The organism is Butyrivibrio sp. VCB2001 (genome assembly GCF_000423965.1).
Classification (GTDB): domain Bacteria; phylum Bacillota; class Clostridia; order Lachnospirales; family Lachnospiraceae; genus Butyrivibrio.
The window spans coordinates 114,483-135,488 of record NZ_AUIZ01000002.1; the positions used below are offsets into that span (position 1 = coordinate 114,483).

Consider the following 21,006-nt stretch of genomic DNA (forward strand, 5'->3'; position numbering starts at 1 on the left):
GTCTATTAAATCATATCTTACTTATATCAACCAGTTCAAGACCTTCTTCACCCACTGCGCACTCAAGGCTTGTAACCAGGGCTCTTGCAGTATCAAGGGCAGTGATAACATTAACACCTGTCTCAATGGCTGTTCTTCTGATCATGAAGCCGTCTCTCGTCTTGTCTCTTCCCTGGGTAGGGGTGTCGATAACAAGGTCAATCTTGTGTCCCAGGATAAGGTCGATGACTGTAGGAGATTCCTGGCTGATACGATTTATCTTTCTCGCCTTGACGCCGTTTTCGTTGAGGGTCTGGGCTGTGGATCTTGTTGCATAAATGATGTAACCCAGCTTCTCATAGCGCCTTGCGATCTCGATAACCTCACCCTTGTCAGCATCCTTGACGGTGATGATCATCTGCTTATGCTTAGGAAGATTTACTCCTGCTCCAAGGAAAGCCTTGTAGAGAGCCTCGTTGAAGCTCTTACTGATTCCAAGACACTCACCGGTACTCTTCATCTCAGGCCCGAGGCTGATCTCAGCTCCTCTGATCTTTTCAAAGGAAAATACAGGCATCTTGATGGCGATGTGGTCTGCTTCCTTCTGAAGTCCGGGCTCATATCCAAGGTCTTTTAGCTTCTTACCCAGCATAACCTGAGTTGCAAGATCAACGATCGGAATACCTGTGACCTTACTGATGTAAGGAACGGTACGTGATGATCTCGGGTTAGCCTCGATGATATATACCTCATCTCCTACTGCGATGAACTGAATGTTGATAAGGCCTATTACATGAAGTGCCTTTGCAAGCCTTCTTGTGTATTCCGCAATAGTGTCTTTTACCTTCTGTGAAAGAGACTGTGCTGGATATACAGAGATTGAGTCGCCGGAGTGGATTCCGCTTCGCTCTATATGCTCCATGATGCCCGGAATTACAATGTCTTCGCCGTCACATACGGCATCAACTTCTGTCTCGACACCCTGAAGGTACTTATCTACAAGTATAGGATGGTCCTGAGCATATCTGTTGATGATGCCCATGAACTCCTCGATCTCCTGATCTGAAAGAGCTATCTGCATGCCCTGTCCGCCAAGGACGTAGGAAGGACGCACCAGTACAGGATAACCCAGGCGGTTTGCAACCTCTTTGGCCTCTTCTGCTGTGTAAACGGTAGCTCCTGCAGCACGCTTGATCTGGGTCTCCTCAAGGATGCGGTCAAAGATCTCTCTGTCCTCAGCTGCATCAACATCTGCTGCATCGGTTCCGTAGATCTTAACACCCATCTTCATGAGGTCCTGAGTGAGCTTGATTGCAGTCTGACCACCAAACTGAACTACTGCTCCGTCGGGCTTTTCAAGTCTTACGATATTCTCAACATCCTCAGGTGTAAGAGGCTCAAAGTAGAGCTTGTCTGCTATATCAAAGTCGGTACTTACTGTCTCAGGGTTGTTGTTGATGATTATGGTCTCATATCCGGCCTTCTTAAACGCCCAGGTTGCATGTACTGAGCAGTAGTCGAACTCGATACCCTGACCGATTCTGATAGGGCCTGAACCCAGAACCAGAATTTTCTTTTTGTCAGAGGTCTTTAAAAGAGCTTCATCCTCTGAATCAGGGCCGTTGTAAACAGAGTAGTAGTAAGGCGTCTGAGCAGCAAACTCTGCAGCACAGGTATCAACAAGCTTGTAGGACGCCTTAATGTTATAGAAGTCCCTCAGCTCTTTTAACACTGAAACATCAAATCTTGTGAAGCGGGAAATTACGCTGTCAGGGTACTCAAGGCGCTTTGCCTCAAGGAGAAGATCATAGCTTATTGCCTTCTTGGCATCCTCGAGAGTGCCTGTCTTTCCTGCTGTGTTCCTCTCTCCTGCACGAAGGAGCCTGAGCTCCATCTTAACAAGGGTGTGGAGCTTATCAATAAACCAGAGGTCGATCATGGTTATCTCATGGATCACCTCATGACTGAATCCGCGGCGAAGAGCCTCTGCGATAACCCATATTCTCTGATCGTCAACTACAGTAAGGCGCTTCTTAAGATCATCATCATCAAGATCTGAGAAGTCGTAGCTTGTAAGGCAGTCAACATGCTGCTCAAGAGAGCGGATTGCCTTCATCATTGCACCCTCAAAGTTGGTGCAGATACTCATTACTTCGCCGGTGGCCTTCATCTGTGTTGTAAGGGTTCTCTTGGCGGTAATGAATTTATCAAAAGGAAGACGCGGGAACTTAACTACGCAGTAGTCAAGGGCAGGCTCAAAGCTTGCATAGGTCTTTCCTGTGATTGCGTTCTTGATCTCATCCAGGGTATATCCGAGAGCGATCTTGGCTGCAACCTTAGCGATAGGGTAACCTGTTGCCTTACTTGCAAGAGCAGATGAGCGGCTTACACGAGGGTTAACCTCGATTACGCAGTACTCAAAGCTTGTGGGATGAAGGGCGAACTGTACGTTACAGCCTCCTGTTATTCCCAGCTCATTGATGATATTAAGAGCAGAGCTTCTGAGCATCTGATATTCCTTGTCGGTAAGGGTCTGTGAAGGTGCAACAACTATTGAGTCACCGGTATGGACGCCGACAGGGTCGATGTTTTCCATGTTGCAGACGGTGATGCAGTTTCCTGCTCCGTCACGCATTACCTCGTACTCGATCTCTTTCCAGCCTGCGATGCATCTCTCAACAAGAACTTCATTAGCTCTTGAAAGTCTGAGTCCGTTCTTAAGGATCTCTTCACACTCTGCCTGGTTGTGAGCGATACCACCGCCTGATCCGCCAAGTGTGAAGGCGGGACGAAGAACTACCGGATAGCCAATCTCTCTTGCAAAAGCAACGCCGTCCTCAACGTTGTGAACAACGGTAGAAGCTGCACAGGGCTCTCCGATCTTCTCCATGGTATCCTTAAATTCCTGTCTGTCCTCAGCCTTTCTGATGGTCTCAGCTGTGGTTCCAAGGAGCTTTACATTATGACTCTTTAAAAATCCAGACTCATCCAGCTCCATACCAAGGTTAAGTCCTGCCTGGCCTCCGAGAGTTGGGAGAATTGAATCCGGCTTTTCCTTTTCAATGATCTGTTCAAGAACCTTGACGGTGAGAGGCTCAATGTAAACCTCATCGGCAATGTCCTTATCTGTCATGATGGTAGCGGGGTTTGAGTTTACAAGGACAACTTCAACCCCCTCTTCCTTTAAGGATCTGCAGGCCTGTGTTCCGGCGTAGTCAAACTCCGCAGCCTGTCCTATTACAATGGGTCCCGAACCGATTACAAGGACCTTTTTTACGTCTTTATTCTTTGGCATAACTAAATATCCTTCCTACTAAAGCTTAAGCGCGCATCATACTTATAAAACGGTCAAACAGATAACCTGTATCCTGAGGTCCGGGGCATGCTTCCGGATGGAACTGAACCGTGAAGATGTTCTTGCCCACATATTTAAGGCCCTCATTGGTGCCGTCGTTGACATTCATAAAGGCTGGCTCTGCCACTGTTTTATCCAGTTTGTCCATATCCACTACGTAGCCGTGGTTCTGTGATGAGATATAAACACGGCCTGTAGAGAGGTCTTTTACCGGATGGTTGCCGCCTCTGTGGCCATAATGCAGCTTGTAGGTATCGCTTCCTGTTGCCAGCGCCATGAGCTGATGTCCAAGGCAGATGGCAAAGATCGGAACATCTGAATTGTATAGCTTTTTGATCTCTTCGATGACTCCGGTGCACTCCTTGGGGTCTCCGGGGCCGTTTGAAAGCATGATTCCATCGGGCTTATCAGCAAGGATCTCCTCAGCTGTGGTGTTGTAAGGATAAATTGTAACCTCGCACCCTCTTGCCAGGAGCGCATCTGAAATATTCCTCTTGGCACCAACATCAAGAAGGGCAACCTTAAGTCCCTTGCCGTTCTCTTCCTTGGCAATCTTCGGAATCTTCTCGCCTCTTGGATTAGGTGCTGTGAGTCTTACCTTTTCCTTGCAGGAAACCTTGGATACCACGTCTCCTGTTGTATATGCATGGAGCTTGTCCTTGATGCTGTCGTAGGTCACATTCTCATTGGTTGTGATGTACCCGTTCATGGTACCCTTTTCCCTGAGGATCCTTACCAGCTTTCTGGTATCGATTCCCTCGATACCGGGAGTCTCATACTTCTCCAAAAACTCCTGCAGGCTCATATCACATCTGAAATTCGAAGGAACCCTTGCCATCTCCCTTACAATAACTGCATCCGGCCAAATCTTCTCGGACTCCATATCCTCCAGACATACACCATAATTACCAATCAATGGGTATGTCATACATACCGCCTGTCCGGCATATGACTGGTCAGTAAAAACCTCAGTATATCCGGTCATCGAAGTATTAAACACAATCTCACTGACAACATCCTTATCAGCTCCGATATGCTTTCCTTCAAAGACCGTACCGTCTTCTAAGATCAAAAAAGCTTTCATTAAAACAAAACCTCCAGTGAAACTAAAACTATCCGTAACTAACTGTTGCTATACGCATCAAAACGTAGATATATCCAATACGTAAGCAACGGCCGGGCCCACATAATTTATATGTGAGGCGATTTCATGCCACGGAGCTGAGACCAATCAATCGTAAGTGCCAAGCACGCAGCGATTGATGCCCTGGGCTCAGTGCAGTGCCCGGCATGCCGAGACTCACATATAAATTATGTGGGCCCGGCAGCTGCGTATTATTTGAAATACTTAACGCCTGATTCGAATATCTTCAGATCCTGCTCGCCGAAGATGTTAATAGCGACTCCATCGCCGCGACGCTCGGAGTGAGCCATCTTGCCGAAGCAGCGTCCGTCGGGTGAAAGGATACCTTCGACTGCCATATAGGAGCCGTTGATATTCCACTCGTCGTCCATTGTTACGTTGCCGTCGAGGTCGCAGTACTGTGTTGCAATCTGTCCCTTAGCAAAGAGATCCTTAAGTACATCATCAGGTGCAACAAATCTTCCTTCACCGTGAGAAGCAGGGTTTGTGTAAACTCCGCCGAGCTCTGCTCCAGAGAGCCATGGAGAATTGTTGGAAACAACCTTTATGTAAGCCATCTTGGAGATGTGTCTTCCGATGGTGTTGAATGTAAGTGTAGGTGAATTCTCAGTCTGTCCTGTTACATGACCGTAAGGTACAAGGCCGAGCTTGATCATAGCCTGGAATCCATTACAGATACCAAGTGCAAGTCCGTCTCTGTTATCAAGAAGGTCCTCAACTGCTGCCTTGATCTCCTCGTTCTGGAAGGCTGTAGCAAAGAACTTGGCACTTCCGTCAGGCTCATCACCTGCTGAGAATCCGCCGGGGAACATGATGATCTGTGCATTGTTTATTGCATTCTTAAACTCTGCAACTGACTCTCTGATGTCCTGTGCATCCCTGTTTCTGAAGATCTTAACATTTGTCTCAGCTCCTGCTCTTCTGAAGGCCTCTGCAGAATCGTACTCGCAGTTGCTTCCCGGGAATACAGGAATAAATACTGTAGGCTTAGCTACCTTGTTCTTGCAAACATAGATGTTATCTGCCTTAAAGAGGTCTGACTTAACCTCGCTCTTATCCTCTGAAACTGTTGAAGGGAATACCTTCTCAAGCTTCTCTTTCCAGTTTGAAAGAGCTTCTGAGAGCTCGATAACAGCTCCGCATGCCTCAAACTTAGCGTTATCTGTTACTTCACCAATCTCTCTTGCTCCGCTTACTGCAAGGGCATCAGCTGCAAACTCTGCAGGAACTTCGGCAATGATGTTACCCATATCGTTGGCAAAAAGCTCTTTTGCAGAAATATTATCTGAAATCTTAACTCCAAGACCGTTACCGAAGGCCATCTTACTTACTGCTGCTGCGATACCGTAAGCATCCTCTGCGTAAGCTGAAACAATCTTGCCGGCTGCCATAAGCTCTTTTACCTGACCAAAGAGTGCACAAACCTTGTCGTAATCAGGAAGGTCGAAGCTGTCCTTAGGAAGAACGAACTGAACAAGCTTATTGCCGCTCTTTTTAAGCTCAGGAGTGATGACATCCTTAAGGCTTGCAACGTCCACTGCAAAAGAAACTAAGGTAGGCGGAACGTTTATCTCGTTGAAGGAACCTGACATGGAGTCCTTACCACCGATGGATGCGATGCCGAACTTCAGCTGAGCCTCAAAAGCACCAAGAAGTGCTGTGAAAGGCTGGCTCCATCTTGTGGGATCCTCTGTCATTCTCTTGAAGTACTCCTGGAAGGTGAAATGGAGGTTCTTGTAGTCACCGCCGCTTGCAACGATCCTAGCCACAGACTCAGTTACAGCAAAAGCTGCGCCGTGGTATGGGCTCCAGCTTGAAAGATATGGATCAAAGCCGTAGCTCATCATGGTTACTGTATCTGTCTTACCTGCAAGAACAGGGAGCTTGGCGATCATGGTCTGGGTCTCTGTGAGCTGGTACTTACCACCGTAAGGCATAAGAACTGATCCGGCTCCGATGGAGGAGTCGAACATCTCAACAAGACCTTTCTGTGAACATACATTGAGGTCCTTCATCTCGGAGAGCCAGGCCTTCTTAACATCGCCCTCTGCAAGAGCAGCCTTGGCACCCTCACTTGCGATGGTCTCGAAGTAGTTATCTTCCTTGGAAGGAATCTCTACCTTAACCTTGGTCTCCTGGTGAGCTCCATTGGTATCAAGGAACTCTCTCTTTATATCTACGATCTTCTTGCCTCTCCAGTTAAGGACAAGTCTTGGCTCCTTGGTAACAACCGCAACTTCTACTGCCTCGAGGTTCTCCTCTGCAGCATAGGCAAGGAACTGCTCTGTATCTTTTTTGGCAACAACTACTGCCATTCTCTCCTGTGACTCTGAGATGGCAAGCTCTGTTCCGTCAAGGCCTGCATACTTCTTGGGTACAAGGTCGAGGTTAATATCAAGACCGGGAGCAAGTTCTCCGATGGCAACTGAAACTCCGCCGGCACCAAAGTCGTTACATTTCTTGATAAGTTCACTAACTTCAGGACGTCTGAAGAGCCTCTGAAGCTTTCTCTCTGTAGGAGCGTTACCTTTTTGAACCTCAGCTCCGCAACTTGTAAGTGATTTAGAATCATGAGCCTTGGAAGAACCTGTTGCTCCGCCGCAGCCGTCTCTTCCTGTGCGTCCGCCAAGGAGGATGATGATATCACCGGGGTCTGCGCTCTCTCTGATAACGTGCTCCTGAGGAGCAGCGCCCATTACAGCACCGATCTCCATACGCTTTGCAACATAGCCGGGATGGTAAACTTCCTTAACATAGCCGGTTGCAAGACCAATCTGGTTACCGTAGGATGAGTAGCCGGAAGCAGCTCCTCTTACGAGCTTCTTCTGTGAGAGCTTGCCCTTCATGGTCTCAGCAACGGGAACTGTAGGATCTGCAGCACCTGTTACACGCATAGCCTGATATACATAACCTCTTCCTGAGAGAGGATCTCTTATAGCACCGCCAAGACATGTGGCAGCACCACCGAAAGGCTCGATCTCTGTAGGATGATTGTGTGTCTCGTTCTTAAAGAATACCAGCCAGTTCTCTGTCTTTGGTCCCTGTCCGTAGTCAACTTCAACAGGTACAACTACTGTGCAGGCATTGTTCTCCTCAGATACTTCCATATCTGTGAGCTTTCCGTCTGCCTTTAATTTCTTCATTCCCATGAGCGCAATATCCATAAGGGAAATGAATTTCTCTTTCTTCTTGTCATCTGATTTATAGAGCTCATCTCTTGCTGCAAGGTAGTCTTTGTAAGCGCCTTCGATCGGCTCTTTGTAGAATCCATCGCCGAACTCCACATCAACAAGCTCTGTTCCAAAAGTGGTGTGACGGCAGTGGTCTGACCAGTATGTATCAAGAACCCTGATCTCTGTCATTGTAGGATCTCTGTGCTCGTCAGATACGAAATACTGCTGTATCCACTTAAAGTCGTTGAAGGTCATGGCAAGGCCAAGAGACTTATAGAGGTCCTCAAGCTCTTTTTCCGGCATATCCTTAAAGCCGTCAAGGATCTTTACATCCTCGGGCTCGTCGTAGTTCTCAACAAGTGTCTCGGGCTTAGTATCTGCTGCGATCCTTGAATCAACAGGGTTCATGGTGTAATCCTGGATCTTTTTAAGCTCCTCATCAGATACGTTGCCGATCAGCATGTAGGTTACAGCTGTCTTTATAACAGGCTTCTCGTCGCCCTTAATAAAGCGCACGCACTGCTCTGCGGAATCAGCTCTCTGGTCGAACTGACCGGGAAGTGCCTCAATGCTGAACACTTTGGCATTATCCGGGATCTCGATCTCCTCTCTGTAAAGAATGTCTACAGGGGGTTCTGAAAATACGGTTCTGCAGGCCTTTTCAAAGACTTCATCGGATATGTTCTCAACATCATATCTGATAAAGATCCTTACCTGTTCTACACTTCTTATTCCCAGGTAGCCTTTGATCTCAGACTTCAGTTCCCCAGCCTTTCCGGCGAAGGGGGCTTTCTTTTCCACATAAATTCGTCTTACTGCGCTCATAAAATCTCCTCTTTCCTGACTACTTATTTATTAAAAAAGTGCTTTAGAATCATCTAAGCACTTTTTAAACCAAATTAATTATTTAATTCATCGGGCACTAACCCCTCTAATACATACATCAGCTCTCTGTCAATGGCTTCTTCTGTAACGCCGATGGTCTTGGAAGCGATCTTGAGGCCTTCCACCACGTACATAAGATTGCGAGCACAGCCAACAGGGTTCTCGCAATAGAATTCGCCGCTATCAACGCCATTTTCTATGAGCTTTTCAACAATACGCACCGCTGTATCGAACTGGTTCTTCAGCGGATTATCTTTAGACTGTGCCTTATGAAGAGAGAAAAACTCATAAGTGGCAACAGTGAGATTATTCTTTTTTCTAAGGATTTCTTTTTTCTGTTCCTTGAGGAAAAGAGCAAGCATATCGCCGGCGGATGCATCACCGGAAAGTGCTGCAACCACTGCCTCTTCATCATCCTCTGAGGAATCGTCTGCAAGAACTGCAAGGAATATTTCTTCTGTGCTGGAGAAATAAAGATAAAGACCCCCACGACTGATTTCACAGGCGTCTACAATATCCTTCATAGTTACATTCTTGAAACCTTTTTCGGAAAAGACTGTTCTGGCCTTCTCAAGAATGTACTTTTTCTTCTGGACTGACTTCTCTCCCATCTCTCCTCCATAAACCTCAGTTAGCTTTCACAGACCAAAACTTTACAAGCTCATCCATCTTCTTGACCACGTTGTACAGAACACCGTTACGGACTCCCTCTGCCCAAACGGTACCCTTGGTCATACCGGTAAGGATGTACTTGGACAGGATACCTGCAAGATCATCGATATCAGTGATCTGCGCATCCTGAATGAATGAAAGCTCATCCTTAGCCGAATTTAAGCGATGTCTTGAATATACATAGACATAGTTGCGATCCATAAGGTTTGTATTCTGCGCTGCCTTTACAAATGAAAGCAGTGAAGAATCATAAATCGGAAATGGCATGGACTTGAGTTCAGAGTTATTATAGCTCTGAGCCACTTCATTGCTGGCATTGTCCTTAAGCCAATTCAGATACGGAACTATCTTATCAAGCTCCGGGCGATATCTTAAAACTATGTCCTCTACGCTGTTCTCATTGACACTTCCGTCATTTTCGAAACCCATTGAACACCGCTCCCCTTCTGGCTTTGCGCCGTTTCTCCAACTAAGTCCGTCAGAAATCATTATATCAATTACCACAAAAAAAGTACAGATGATTTTCCCTGAATATTATACGTACCCCGGATAGTCATCCTTTAGCATGAACATGAAAAATCCGGCGAGCTTACTTACAAAAATACAGGTAAAAATCTTAAATGCAAGTCCAAGAGGCTCTGCTCTGTCAAGCTTTTTCCATGCAACAACGGTCATGGGTACCATCCATAAAAGAGGTATCAGGTAAGCTGTTGCACCGGCTATACATGCAATTATAAGCATGACCTTGATAGCTGTGACATATCCTCTGTTCTGGTTTCTTGTCTTAATTGCCGCCTGGCGCTGCCACTCATCCATTGATTCCTGTGTAAGAACCGGCTGCGCTACAGGCTGGATCATAGGTTGCTGCGCTACAGGCTGCTGAACCATTGGCTGCTGCACTACAGGCTGCTGCACAGATTCAGGCCTGAAAAATACAGGTGCAGGCTCCATGTCCATCACAGTCTTGGGCGCCTGTATCCTGGGCTTACCCGTAGCTGCTCCGCAGTTAGGGCAAAAAGCGTCCTCATCTGAAAGAGGTACTCCGCATGAATTACAGTTAGTCATTCAAAAAACTCCTTAATCTAAATCAATATCTGACGCCAAGGCCGTGGAGCTCTTCCACCACCTGGTCATAAGTCTTATAGTCAATACCGTGCCATCCAAGTTCTCTTGCAGTCTTTATATTGGCTGGCGTATCATCGATAAACACTGTCTTCTCGGGAACAAGGTCATATCTCTCCATAAGGAGTTTATATATCGCCTGGTCAGGCTTAACCACATGATCTCTGTAGCTAAGGATCCCGCCATCAACATAGTCAAGGAAAGCCATGGCATCCTTGCAGCCCTCAAGAGCCTGTTTGCTGAAATTGGATAAAACCAGTACTCTGTAGCCTGCTGCCTTAAGCGCCTTTATCCATGGTATAGTCTCTTCTCTCTTTATTACGATATCTGTGATATCTGAAAAAGCACTCTTTAGCTCATCGCCTATCTCAGGATCATTGTCCGCAAATCTCTGGGCAATCTCCTGCGTAGTAAGGTTTCCTATATCAAACTGAACCCAGTCATCACTGTTTACAGATGCCCTGCCCATTCTCTCTACCATCTCTTTATCATATCCCTTGTTCTCAAGGAACTTGTCCCAGGCAAAGGTTGTGAGCACGTTTCCTATATCAAATACAACAGTATCGATCTCACCATCCGGCACTACATTTCCGTACTTGTCATGCTTTTTGTTGCTGGTCATGGCATCGAGAGAGGCCACGGTATGTCTTCCGGTAAATACTCCGATAGCCCAGATAAGGAGCCACAGAAGTATCGGCACAGCGATGGTGGCTGCAACGCACCCAATAAATACATTGTAGGTATCCGGTGAACCAGTGAGTGCTTCATATAAAAGAAGAAGGTACATGCCTACGAGCAGAACGATTCCAACCCAGGCAAGCACCCTCTTATATGTTTTTGTTTCCTTTTTCTCATTCATATAGTACATATTCCTCGCATAAATATAAATCCGTTAATGCCAGGGAATATAATACACTATAAATTATTTATTGCCAAGATATTTAAAACCAAGCATTGTGATGTCATCAAACTGCGGAGCATCGCCCACAAATTCATCGATTCCTTTGGCAACGATCTCGCACATACGCCTTGCATCCGCCTCGGGTTCACTGTTGAGAGCCCTAAGAAGCCCATCTGTTTTAAAGAGCTTATCCTCGGAATTGGTGGCTTCTGTGACACCATCTGTGTAAATAAAGAGGCTGTCTCCGGGCTCTAAGGTAAACTCGTTTTCTCTGAACTTAAGGCCCGGAAGCGTAGCAACCGCAGGTGAATGCTTGTATTTTACAAGTTCGAACTCTCCTCCGGCCTTTCTTACAGCCGGGTGCTCGTGGCCTGCATTTGCTTCCACAACTTTTCCTGTCGATATCTCCAGGATTCCCAGCCATACCGTTACAAACAGCTCTGCATCATTGCCCTCGCACAGCTGATTGTTGACATCATAGAGCACCTGTGAGGGAGAGAGCTTGCCTCCGTTAAGGCTCCTGTTCTTGATACTGGTCTTGGCATTTACCATGAAAAGAGCTGCCGGAATACCCTTACCGGATACATCGGCCATTACAATAACGAGATGGTCATCATCAAGGAAAAAGAAATCGTAGAAATCGCCTCCTACTATCTTGGCAGGATCCATGGTTGCATAGATATCAAACTCTTTCCTGTCGGGGAAAGGAGGGAAATCACTTGGCAGCATATCCGACTGTATCTTGGCTGCTACGTCCAGCTCTGCGCTGATTCTCTCCTTCTCAGCTGTGATGGTCTTGATACTGTCGATGTAATTCACAATATCTTTTTCCATGCTGCTGATCTCTTCGGCAAGATCCTGCATCTCATCTTTGGTCTTAATAGCTTCCAGAGTATTATCAGGCTGCGCATTGTTTTTGGCAAAGCTGCTGACGTTATTCTTTATGGTGAGCAGAGGCCCTATCAGATTCTGTTTCAGAGCAATATAGCTAAAGACAACATACAAAGCCAGAAGTATCAGAGCTATTACTATCATGTAAAAGATATAGCTGTATAGTGTTGAAAGAATAACTTCCATGTATGTGTCAACAAATAAAAGAGCCACCACATTTCCGCTGCTGTCCTTAACCGGCATACAGCTGGAAGTTAAATATCCGTATTTCTTGGACTTTCTGACAAGATAACTTTGGGGCCTTACTCCCTCTTTATAAGCCGTCCATATCTCATCAAAGGAAGCAGCTATGGGATCCGTATCCCCCATAAAGGTGTCAGGATCGTAGATATAGCGCATGGTGCCATCTTCATAGGGAACCATGATGTAAATATAAGCCGCGCCCGTATGCTGCTGCATACCTCTTAGGTAAGACGACATTTCTTTATAATAGTCATCACCTCTCCAGGTAGTGGTATATTCGGCTATCTTATCGTGATCTATCTCATCCAGAATTATATTCGCTATAACATATCCCTTGTCGTTATACTCTTTTTGTATTGCGCGATTAAATATATAAGATCCGCTGAGGCACATAAGAGCGCTGAGTATCAGCGCAAATATGCTTATGCTCAGGACACTCTTTTTAGTTACCGTCCACCTGGTCTTCATCGTTTATCCCCTCCCGGAGCTCTTTTCTGTGTCTTACTTCTCCGGCAAACTTTATTATCTTTTCCTTCCAGTCATCATCAGGGCCATCCAGCTGATAGGCTTCATACCCAAATGTTCTGCCCTGCGTGCAGATGATGGCTTCATCATCGACATGGAGCGATATTCTGTATCTGCTGGGAACCTTCTGAGGAAGGAGCTGAGAGCTGTTTTTCTGCACTTCCCTAAGATGCCTGTTCCCGTTGATTATACCATCAAATTTGACGCCATAGTGCTTAAACAGCCCCTTTATATATTTCTCACTTCGAAATGATGATGTGTATACCCACACTTCATACCCAAGCTCCTGCAGGGTATTGATCAGCTCCGGCGTTCCAAGGCGCAGTCTCTCTTTATAGTATTTATTGAACGGAAACTTAAGCTCCGGCTCTGTCTTATGGGTCTTTGGGTACACAAAAAGAACTTCATCAAGATCAAAGGATACCCTCATCTTTTCTTCATTATTCCTGCTTTTTTTCATCGAATTCTCCGACAATCTTCATAACCTGATCGGCCCAGTTCCCCTTTTCTTTGTCTATCTCAAAATCTTCGAATTCCTTTGTAACGGTATTGATCCTGACAACAGAATCATTGTCGATGTGCATGGTATATTTGTATTTCTCGGCAATCATCTTATCAAGATCGGTCTTACTCATCGAGCTGATGGATTTCTGCCTCTCAGTACCGGTCACAATACCGTTGACCTTCACATGGTAGCGCTTAAAGTAATTGCGGATGTAGTCCATGGAATAGTACTTGGCAGTAAATACCCAGATATCATAGCCATACTTGGACAGATAATGGAAAAGAGCCGGAATACCAAGCCTTATGTCTTCCTTAAAGAAACGATTAAAAGGAAACATCAGCTTTTTCTCAAGTTTGCCATCGTACCCTGTCGTAAATACAACTTCGTCCAGGTCAAAAGAAACTATCTTGTCATGGACTGCACCATTAAGCATTTCCTTGATATCGGCATCATGAGTAAGGTTTACCAGCTTAACCGGTGCTCTCCTCCTGCCCACGGTGTAGTATGCAGCCCATCTGTGATGGCCGTTTATTAGCATATATCCGTCGGGATGCATCTTCTCGATAATAAGAGGCTCTTCCTTATAAAAATCCACATTTCTTCTAAAGAACTGCTCATACTCCGAAATGATACGATCACTTGGTCCTACCTCAGGTTTTGTGAACTCATCATCGGGATTGGGATGAAGTTTCATCACGTCTGCCTTGGTTGTAAAAAAGCGCTCCAAAGGACTTGCCTTTATGGGAAATGCTATTCCCTGGTAGGTTTCAATCTGCTTTTTAAGATAGTCTTTAAATCTTTCTCTCATCAAGAATAATCTCCATCATTCTTTCTTTCGTGGTCATTCCCATCTTTTCATAGAAATGTTCTGCAGACTCATTGCCTTTCCATACATTTAGGGTGACTTCATAGCAGCCAAGCTTTTTAGCCTCATCTTTGACATATTCAAATATCTTTTCCCCAATACGCTGACCGCGGGCGTTTTCATCAACGCACAGATCATCTATGAAAAGAGATTTATGAGGAACCATGGTGCTGGTAAAAGCAGGGCTTTTCAGCTGACAGAACGCATAGCCCAAAACCGTATCGCTCTCGTCTGTTGCCACGAAAATAGGTTTCTCGTCATCAAGTATCATTTCTTTCAGATCATCTTCGCTATACTTGGTCGTACCAGAAACGAAGATGTCAGGTCTGATTTTTGCATGAATCTCAAGTACCTGCCCCAATAGCTCAAGGATTCTTTTTATATCTCTATTCTCTGCTCGTCTTATATTCATATCATTTTCTCCTCCAAAACTAATTATACACTCAGAGGCTTTCTATGATAAGACAAAACCCCTCGCGCAGGATCCGGGCCATACGCAAAGGGCTTTTTAGTGTCTTATAAAGGCTGACCTTGATCAGCCGTTTATTGTGAATTGTCCAATCAGGTTGTTCAGGGACTCTGACTGCTCCGAAAGCTCTAAGGATACGGCGCTGGATTCCTGTGCTGTGGCTGAATTGTTCTGCACAACATTGGATATCATCTCTATTCCCTTATCGATCTCATCCATGCTCTGAGCCTGCTGGCCTGCCAGATCTCCGGTCTCAACGATCATGGCTGTGATCTCTTCTACGCTGTCTCTCATGGCATCAAGAGCCTCTGTGGTCTCTGCCACAACCGAATTACCGTTATTGATCTCATCCATAGTGTCAGCAATGAGCTGATGTGTGTTCTTGGCAGCTTCACTACTCTGGTCTGCCAGCTTACCGATCTGATCCGCAACAACCGCAAAGCCTTTTCCTGTCTCGCCGGCTCTTGCAGCCTCAATAGAAGCATTGAGGGCAAGGAGTGATGTCTGCTTGGCGATGGCTTCGATGGAATTTGTTACCTGCTCGATCTCTGCGGAAGCCTCTGTTATTCTGGTCATGGCATCGGTAACCAGGTGCATCTTGCGGGCACTGAGCTCTGCGTTATCCATAACGGAGGTAGCCATGTTTTTACTCCTCTCGGCAACCTCAGCCAGCTGCTTGGTCTGCTCTGTAATGGAATTCACGGAAGCTGTAAGCTCCTCTACTGCAGCAGCCTGGTCCGTAGCACCCTCTGCAAGATCCGATGCGCCCTGAGACATATTGCTTGCTCCCTGGGAAACCTGGCTTGAAGAATTCTTAACCTCCGAAAGTGTACTGGAGAGATTCTCTGAAATATCGGAAAAAGCGTTTTTGATTGCCTCATAGTCTCCTATGTAGAGGTCTTCATTCCGTGAGCCTGTAGAGAAGTCTCCGCCTGACATTCTCCTTAATGTGTCCTCGATATCTGTCACGATATTGGCAATAATAGAAGTTGATTCCTGAAGATCATCTGCCATCTTTCCGAGCTCGTCCTTGGAATCAGTTTCAATATTTATCTCAAGCTTACCCTTTGCCATATCATCCGCAGCAGTAGAGATGGCTTCTATAGGTCCCAAAATGCTCTTTGTCAGAGCTGTTCTGGCATTTTTGGAGTAAATGATCGCATATACAACTATGAAAAGTGCGATAAGTGTCATAATACTTACCATTACTACCGATCCATAATAAGCAGTCCTGGCCTGAGCCTTGGCTGAAAGTCCTATCTCCTTAAAATCCTTTACAACTACCTTTATGGCTTCGTTTACCGTGCCGACATAGTATGAATATATTTCCTCCTGGGAGGCACCTGAGCTCATAAGGGTTTTAAGGGTCTCATCGGCATCGTCTATAGCTTTAACGTGCGCAAGAGCTGTGGAAAGATCACCCTTATATACCTTGCTGAGGGTTGTAAGGCCATCATTCATCTCATCAATCTTTTCCTGAGCACCGGCAAGCTGCTCCTGCCTGTCAGCCTCATCAATGGCGTTCATGGCCCACAGATAATACTTGGATAGAGCCTGGATCGTGATCCTTATTTCACCCTGCTGAGTGTTCTGCTCATAGTATACCGAATAAATATTTCTGAGGTTCATGACAGCTGTCAGATCGATTATAAGGACAACTGCAAAGATAATGACAAGGTTGTTCCTGAACTTGTTAAATACCTTCTTAAATTTGTCAGAAACAGGAAGCCTTTTAAACTCACTTCCGCCAAATTCCTTTGTTTTTGGATCAGTATTAGCCATAACACCCTCCTGGAAATTTAAGAATCGACATTGTAAACAATCTGTACCTTATATTTTAAACGATATTACGTCAAATGAATCTTAATATTGTATAAATATTTATAAAATAAAGAAAAAACATAAACATTTCAGTCACTTTTGCAACTTTCGTTTTACTTCTGCGCGTTAATAGGATATATTTATATGTGGTTTGAAACTTAGTTTCTATATAAGTAATGAGGAGGCTTTCTATTATGGTAAAAGCTGTTGTAGGTGCCAACTGGGGAGACGAGGGAAAAGGTAAGATCACAGATACCCTCGCGGACAAGGCGGACGTTGTTATCCGTTTCCAAGGTGGTGCCAATGCTGGACACACAATTGTAAACGACTATGGCAAATTTGCACTTCACACAATGCCCTCAGGCGTTTTCCACCAGCACATTATGAATATCATCGGTAACGGTGTTGCCTTTGATATCACAAAGTTCATGAAAGAGCTTAATGAGATCACATCAAAGGGCGTTCCGATGCCACAGATCATGATCTCTGACAGAGTACAGGTCATGATGCCCTATCACGTACTCTTCGATACACTTGAGGAGGCAAGACTTGCAGGTAAGAGCTTTGGCTCAACCAAGTCAGGTATCGCTCCCTTCTATTCAGATAAGTTTGCTAAGATCGGCTGGCAGATAAACGAGTTCTTCCAGGATGATGATGTAATCAAAGAGAAGATCGCAAGGATCGCTGAAATCAAGGATGTACTTCTTGTTAATCTCTACCACTCAGATCCTATCGATCAGGAAGCTCTTTTTAATCAGATCGTCGAGTGGAGAGATCAGGTTAAAGAGTATGTTGGAAACGTATCTCTTTATCTTGATGAGGCAATTAAGGAGGGAAAGACAATCCTCCTTGAGGGTCAGCTCGGAACCATGAAGGATCCCGACCACGGAATCTATCCTATGGTTACCAGTTCTTCACCTCTTGCAGCCTACGGTGCGATCGGCGCAGGTATTCCACCTTATGAGATCAAGCAGATCGTAACTGTATCCAAGGCTTATTCATCAGCTGTAGGAGCAGGTGCTTTCGTATCAGAGCTCTTTGGTGATGAAGCTGAAGAACTCAGAAGACGCGGTGGTGACGGCGGCGAGTATGGCGCAACAACCGGACGTCCCAGAAGAGTTGGCTGGTATGACTGCGTAGCAAGTAAGTACGGCTGCAGACTTCAGGGCACAACAGATGTTGCTTTCACAGTACTTGACGTTTTAGGATACCTTGATGAGATTCCTGTATGCGTTGGCTACGACATTGACGGCGAAGTTACAACAGAGTTCCCTGTAACTCATCTTCTTGACAAGGCCAAGCCCGTGTTTGAAACTCTTCCCGGATGGAAATGCGACATCAGAGGAATCAAGAACTATGAAGATCTCCCTGAGAACTGCAGAAAGTACATCGAGTTCATCGAAGAGCATATCGGCTATCCTATCACAATGGTAAGTAACGGCCCTGCAAGAACAGATATCATCTACAGAGAGAGCAAGCTTTCAAAATAAAATAGCAAAAATAAGGGAAGGTACCTTTTAAAGGTCCTTCCCGTTTTTATTCTGTATTCAGTTGTGCTCTTAAGGTTTATACTGCTCTTACCTTAACGTAAGCAACTGCTTTCTTTTCCTCAGCGTGTACAGTTTTGCGAACCAGTGTTGAGCTGTGTACTGCATACTCTGATGTCTCGTCTTCATCCACCATACTTCCGGCTCCAAGAAGGTCTAGCGCCTTGAACTTGCCGTATGAAAGGTTCTGCTCCTTTGCCTTGATTGCGTCTGCCATGATTGCGATGCTGCTCTGGCTAACTTTGTGTCTGCTCTTTGCGGAACGTCTCATATTCAATTCCTCCATCTCATAAGAAATATGATTTTAAATGAAATGACCGGTGAAATAAAAAGGCCCCTCAACCCTTTGCTTTTCACAATAAAATTTCATTTAATGGGTACATTATATCTCTTATACCCCTTAAAAGATAGAGAATAAGCCACACTTTTTTACGTTAAACCATTAAAAGTTTATAAAGTGGTTTAGACTTTTTTTATTATTTCTGCACCTTGATCCTGTCGTCTCCTGCCAGATACCGCAGCAGCGCTGCTCTGGCGTGTTCTTTATCGCTTGCTTCCACGCTAACGGTGAATCTGTAGGTGTGTTTCTTAACACCGTCTTCCTGCCTCTTTTGCTCCGCTTCGGCAAGGGACCTGTCCCTGGTATCCTCGCTTGTCATCTCCATGATATCTTCGATGGCAAACTTCCGAAATTCCTCCTTGTGCTTCTCATCATCAGCCAGATATTTGTCTATGAGAGAAAGAGTATTTCCAAGGTTCAGGTAATCCCCGTGGAGGAAGGACTCCATATCCAGGATTTCCTGCCTGTTATCATTTACATCCTCCTGCCAGTGAAGCTCTTTTTCAACAAGCTCTTTTGTATTGGATTTATATTCCAGCTGCCAATCCATGATGTACCATTTCCAGATCTGAAGCCTCTTTCTGTTTACATCATCATCAGAGAGTTCCGACATCTTCTGGCAGGCATGTCTTGTGCCTCTTGCCACAAGCTCTTTTGTCGTATCAGAGACTACATAGGTCCTGCTGGCAGTAACCTGGCTCTTCTTGGTATTCTCGGTCGTAAGTTCCAGTTCATCGTCGGATACTCTGCGAAGGAAGAGCGTATAGTCCCCGTTGCGCGCAATAACAACAGGCCTTTCAAGGAGCACGGAATTCTTGAACTCCTCAAAAGATTTAAGCACATCATCATCTTGTACGAAACGAAACAACTTGCTCATCTATTCCTCCGGGCTGAAGGACGCAGTTACTGTCCAAGCAGCTCAAGTTTCTTAAAATCTTCTATTCTGCAAGGTCTTCCATAGTAGTAGCCCATAAGCTCAGATACAGGGTACTGCCTTGCTATTGCATCCGTCGCCTGATCCTCTATGCCTGAAAAGCATGTTCTGATACCCAGTCTGTGGGTAAAAGAGGTGATGGCTTCGATCATGTATTTGACAGTAAGGTTGTCTGCAACCACTCCCGTCAGTGCCGGTGAGAGGTTCACGATATCAACAGGAAGGCTCTTTACCATATCAAGAGCAGCAAAGCTCGAACAATCAACTCCTATCTTGATACCACAGGACTTCATGAACTCAATCTGGCTCTTTAAGTGCTCCATGGAGAGCTGTCTGCTGCTGGACTGGCTCATCTCAAGGCAGATACCTGTAGCAGGGTAACCAGTCTTTCTTAAGATATCAAGGAGGGTTGTTCTGAACTCGGATCTCTCAAGCTGCATAAATGCAAGGTTTACACTGACATAGAAATCCTTGTTGTTCTTCCTGATCTCAAGGGCATCCGTGAGTGCCTTTTCTAAGATCCAGTTACCAAGAGAGTAAAATACCGGATCCTGCTCAAGCCAGGGCACAAATTCAGAAGGAAGCACCTCTCCGTAAGGTTCCTTGCTCCATCTTACAAAGACTTCCATTCCTACGAGTTTGCCGCCCACAGAGGACACTCTTGGCTGATACTCAAGATGGAACCCTTCAAAGTTATTTAAAACGCTGTTTCTGACTGCGTCTACAAGCTCAATGCTGCTCTTGTTGTTGTCCAGTGCATCGTTGTGGAAAATAATGAGATTTCCGTGCTTCTGCGTCTTGGAATAATCAAGAGCGTACTTGGCGCTGGTGTAGATGGAATGCTCATCTACGTTGTGATCTGTTGAGACGATAACGCCACCTGCAAGCTCTGCTCCCACTTTCTTTTCATCCACCATAAGAGATTCCCTGGCGTAGGTTCTCATGCGCCCGTAGAATTTCTTGATCTCATCTATATTCATGGAATCTGAAATGAAAGCAAGGGTAGTTCCATCGCCCCTGAAGGCTCTTCCGAGGTTCCCACCCTCATCAACAAGCCTCTGGGCTGTTGCTCTTAAAATGGTATTACCCATGGTATAGCCATATCTTCTGTTGATGCCACCAAAATCAATATAATTGATCATGAGGACCATATACTCTTTCATCTGAGCCTTAAGCTGCCTCATGTAGTTGAGCATCTCATACTGATTTGGCAAAAGAGTTATCGGATCGTTGTTATCAACGATACCTTTATTTATGATAGAGCATGCGTAAAAGACAGGTCTTCCGACATAGTCTTTTATCACAACGCCCCTTGCAGAGCAGATTACATATTCGCCGTTCTTGTTTCTGGCTCTGTACTCAAAGTTGGGATCAACTTTCTGGCCCGAAAAAGCGGCATTAATGTACTCCTTGTACTTGTCTATATCGTCGGGATGGATACGAATCTCCCATACCGAACTTGCATTGTATACATACTCCCCGGTTAAACCGAAATAATCAACAGCATTTGCAGACCACCTGGACACATTCTTTTCCATGTCATATACATAGACATAGCGGCTTCTTGAAGTTACCGCAAAGGTGTCAAAGATTCTGTTGATTGTGTCAAAATTTCCTCCCGCCATTTTACCTTTC

16 protein-coding genes are annotated in these 21,006 nt (G+C 45.4%); 1 reads left to right on the top strand and 15 read right to left on the bottom strand.

The genetic code is table 11. The annotated features are described in order from the left end of the window. Nucleotides 1–10: 10 nt before the first annotated feature. The 12 genes from carB to G589_RS18730 all read right to left on the bottom strand — a co-directional run bounded on the left by carB (nt 11) and on the right by G589_RS18730 (nt 16,511). Nucleotides 11–3,274 (bottom strand): carbamoyl-phosphate synthase large subunit, encoded by a 3,264-nt coding sequence (gene carB, locus G589_RS0103300; RefSeq protein WP_026521098.1) that lies wholly within the window; start codon nt 3,272–3,274, stop codon nt 11–13. A gap of 25 nt (nt 3,275–3,299) precedes the next feature. After that, nucleotides 3,300–4,418 carry a carbamoyl phosphate synthase small subunit gene (locus G589_RS0103305; protein ID WP_026521099.1) on the bottom strand — a complete coding sequence of 373 codons (1,119 nt, stop codon included), beginning with the start codon at nt 4,416–4,418 and terminating at the stop codon, nt 3,300–3,302. A gap of 251 nt (nt 4,419–4,669) precedes the next feature. Then, a complete protein-coding gene (locus G589_RS0103310; protein ID WP_026521100.1) occupies nt 4,670–8,476 on the bottom strand; it encodes a phosphoribosylformylglycinamidine synthase in 3,807 nt (1,268 codons plus the stop codon). Between the two features lie 74 nt (nt 8,477–8,550). Continuing rightward, nucleotides 8,551–9,147 (bottom strand): TetR/AcrR family transcriptional regulator, encoded by a 597-nt coding sequence (locus G589_RS0103315; RefSeq protein WP_026521101.1) that lies wholly within the window; start codon nt 9,145–9,147, stop codon nt 8,551–8,553. A gap of 16 nt (nt 9,148–9,163) precedes the next feature. Continuing rightward, a complete protein-coding gene (locus G589_RS0103320; RefSeq protein WP_051192148.1) occupies nt 9,164–9,637 on the bottom strand; it encodes a hypothetical protein in 474 nt (157 codons plus the stop codon). A gap of 105 nt (nt 9,638–9,742) precedes the next feature. Next, nucleotides 9,743–10,273 carry a zinc ribbon domain-containing protein gene (locus tag G589_RS0103325; protein WP_026521103.1) on the bottom strand — a complete coding sequence of 177 codons (531 nt, stop codon included), beginning with the start codon at nt 10,271–10,273 and terminating at the stop codon, nt 9,743–9,745. Nucleotides 10,274–10,295: 22 nt separating this feature from the next. Further along, on the bottom strand, nt 10,296–11,189 hold the full coding sequence (locus G589_RS0103330) for an HAD family hydrolase (protein WP_242826409.1): 894 nt from the start codon (nt 11,187–11,189) through the stop codon (nt 10,296–10,298). Nucleotides 11,190–11,252: 63 nt separating this feature from the next. Next, entirely contained in the window at nt 11,253–12,833 is a 1,581-nt protein-coding gene (locus G589_RS20890; protein ID WP_051192149.1) for a SpoIIE family protein phosphatase, read from the bottom strand. After that, entirely contained in the window at nt 12,808–13,350 is a 543-nt protein-coding gene (locus tag G589_RS0103340; RefSeq protein WP_155832492.1) for an HAD family hydrolase, read from the bottom strand. The genes G589_RS20890 and G589_RS0103340 overlap by 26 nt, the downstream gene beginning before the upstream one ends. Then, nucleotides 13,331–14,203 carry a ParB/RepB/Spo0J family partition protein gene (locus G589_RS18725; RefSeq protein WP_051192150.1) on the bottom strand — a complete coding sequence of 291 codons (873 nt, stop codon included), beginning with the start codon at nt 14,201–14,203 and terminating at the stop codon, nt 13,331–13,333. The genes G589_RS0103340 and G589_RS18725 overlap by 20 nt, the downstream gene beginning before the upstream one ends. Then, complete coding sequence (locus G589_RS0103350; RefSeq protein WP_026521106.1) at nt 14,187–14,672, bottom strand: GNAT family N-acetyltransferase; 486 nt, start codon at nt 14,670–14,672, stop codon at nt 14,187–14,189. The genes G589_RS18725 and G589_RS0103350 overlap by 17 nt, the downstream gene beginning before the upstream one ends. A gap of 123 nt (nt 14,673–14,795) precedes the next feature. Beyond that, nucleotides 14,796–16,511, bottom strand: a complete 1,716-nt coding sequence (locus G589_RS18730; protein WP_051192151.1) for a methyl-accepting chemotaxis protein — start codon at nt 16,509–16,511, stop codon at nt 14,796–14,798. Between the two features lie 233 nt (nt 16,512–16,744). Here G589_RS18730 and G589_RS0103360 point away from each other — a divergent pair, with 233 nt between their 5' ends. Then, complete coding sequence (locus G589_RS0103360; protein WP_026521107.1) at nt 16,745–18,040, top strand: adenylosuccinate synthase; 1,296 nt, start codon at nt 16,745–16,747, stop codon at nt 18,038–18,040. Between the two features lie 76 nt (nt 18,041–18,116). On the opposite strand, the gene G589_RS0103365 is transcribed toward G589_RS0103360, so the two are convergent. The 3 genes from G589_RS0103365 to G589_RS0103375 form a co-directional block, all read right to left on the bottom strand. Beyond that, complete coding sequence (locus tag G589_RS0103365; RefSeq protein WP_022769464.1) at nt 18,117–18,368, bottom strand: hypothetical protein; 252 nt, start codon at nt 18,366–18,368, stop codon at nt 18,117–18,119. A 205-nt stretch (nt 18,369–18,573) separates the two neighbouring features. Beyond that, entirely contained in the window at nt 18,574–19,314 is a 741-nt protein-coding gene (locus G589_RS0103370) for a hypothetical protein (RefSeq protein ID WP_026521108.1), read from the bottom strand. 26 nt (nt 19,315–19,340) lie between these two features. Beyond that, nucleotides 19,341–20,996 (bottom strand): sensor domain-containing phosphodiesterase, encoded by a 1,656-nt coding sequence (locus G589_RS0103375; RefSeq protein WP_026521109.1) that lies wholly within the window; start codon nt 20,994–20,996, stop codon nt 19,341–19,343. Between the last annotated feature and the right edge of the window lie 10 nt (nt 20,997–21,006).

Coding starts and splice junctions, on each gene's coding strand:
- G589_RS0103340 (WP_155832492.1), bottom strand. CDS start 13,350: ATGAAAAAAAGCAGGAATAATGAAGAAAAGATGAGGGTATCCTTTGAT.
- G589_RS0103305 (WP_026521099.1), bottom strand. CDS start 4,418: ATGAAAGCTTTTTTGATCTTAGAAGACGGTACGGTCTTTGAAGGAAAG.
- G589_RS18730 (WP_051192151.1), bottom strand. CDS start 16,511: ATGGCTAATACTGATCCAAAAACAAAGGAATTTGGCGGAAGTGAGTTT.
- G589_RS0103310 (WP_026521100.1), bottom strand. CDS start 8,476: ATGAGCGCAGTAAGACGAATTTATGTGGAAAAGAAAGCCCCCTTCGCC.
- G589_RS0103360 (WP_026521107.1), top strand. CDS start 16,745: ATGGTAAAAGCTGTTGTAGGTGCCAACTGGGGAGACGAGGGAAAAGGT.
- carB (WP_026521098.1), bottom strand. CDS start 3,274: ATGCCAAAGAATAAAGACGTAAAAAAGGTCCTTGTAATCGGTTCGGGA.
- G589_RS0103350 (WP_026521106.1), bottom strand. CDS start 14,672: ATGAATATAAGACGAGCAGAGAATAGAGATATAAAAAGAATCCTTGAG.
- G589_RS0103315 (WP_026521101.1), bottom strand. CDS start 9,147: ATGGGAGAGAAGTCAGTCCAGAAGAAAAAGTACATTCTTGAGAAGGCC.
- G589_RS0103325 (WP_026521103.1), bottom strand. CDS start 10,273: ATGACTAACTGTAATTCATGCGGAGTACCTCTTTCAGATGAGGACGCT.
- G589_RS20890 (WP_051192149.1), bottom strand. CDS start 12,833: ATGAAGACCAGGTGGACGGTAACTAAAAAGAGTGTCCTGAGCATAAGC.
- G589_RS18725 (WP_051192150.1), bottom strand. CDS start 14,203: ATGAGAGAAAGATTTAAAGACTATCTTAAAAAGCAGATTGAAACCTAC.
- G589_RS0103375 (WP_026521109.1), bottom strand. CDS start 20,996: ATGGCGGGAGGAAATTTTGACACAATCAACAGAATCTTTGACACCTTT.
- G589_RS0103320 (WP_051192148.1), bottom strand. CDS start 9,637: ATGGGTTTCGAAAATGACGGAAGTGTCAATGAGAACAGCGTAGAGGAC.
- G589_RS0103370 (WP_026521108.1), bottom strand. CDS start 19,314: ATGAGCAAGTTGTTTCGTTTCGTACAAGATGATGATGTGCTTAAATCT.
- G589_RS0103330 (WP_242826409.1), bottom strand. CDS start 11,189: ATGAATGAGAAAAAGGAAACAAAAACATATAAGAGGGTGCTTGCCTGG.
- G589_RS0103365 (WP_022769464.1), bottom strand. CDS start 18,368: ATGAGACGTTCCGCAAAGAGCAGACACAAAGTTAGCCAGAGCAGCATC.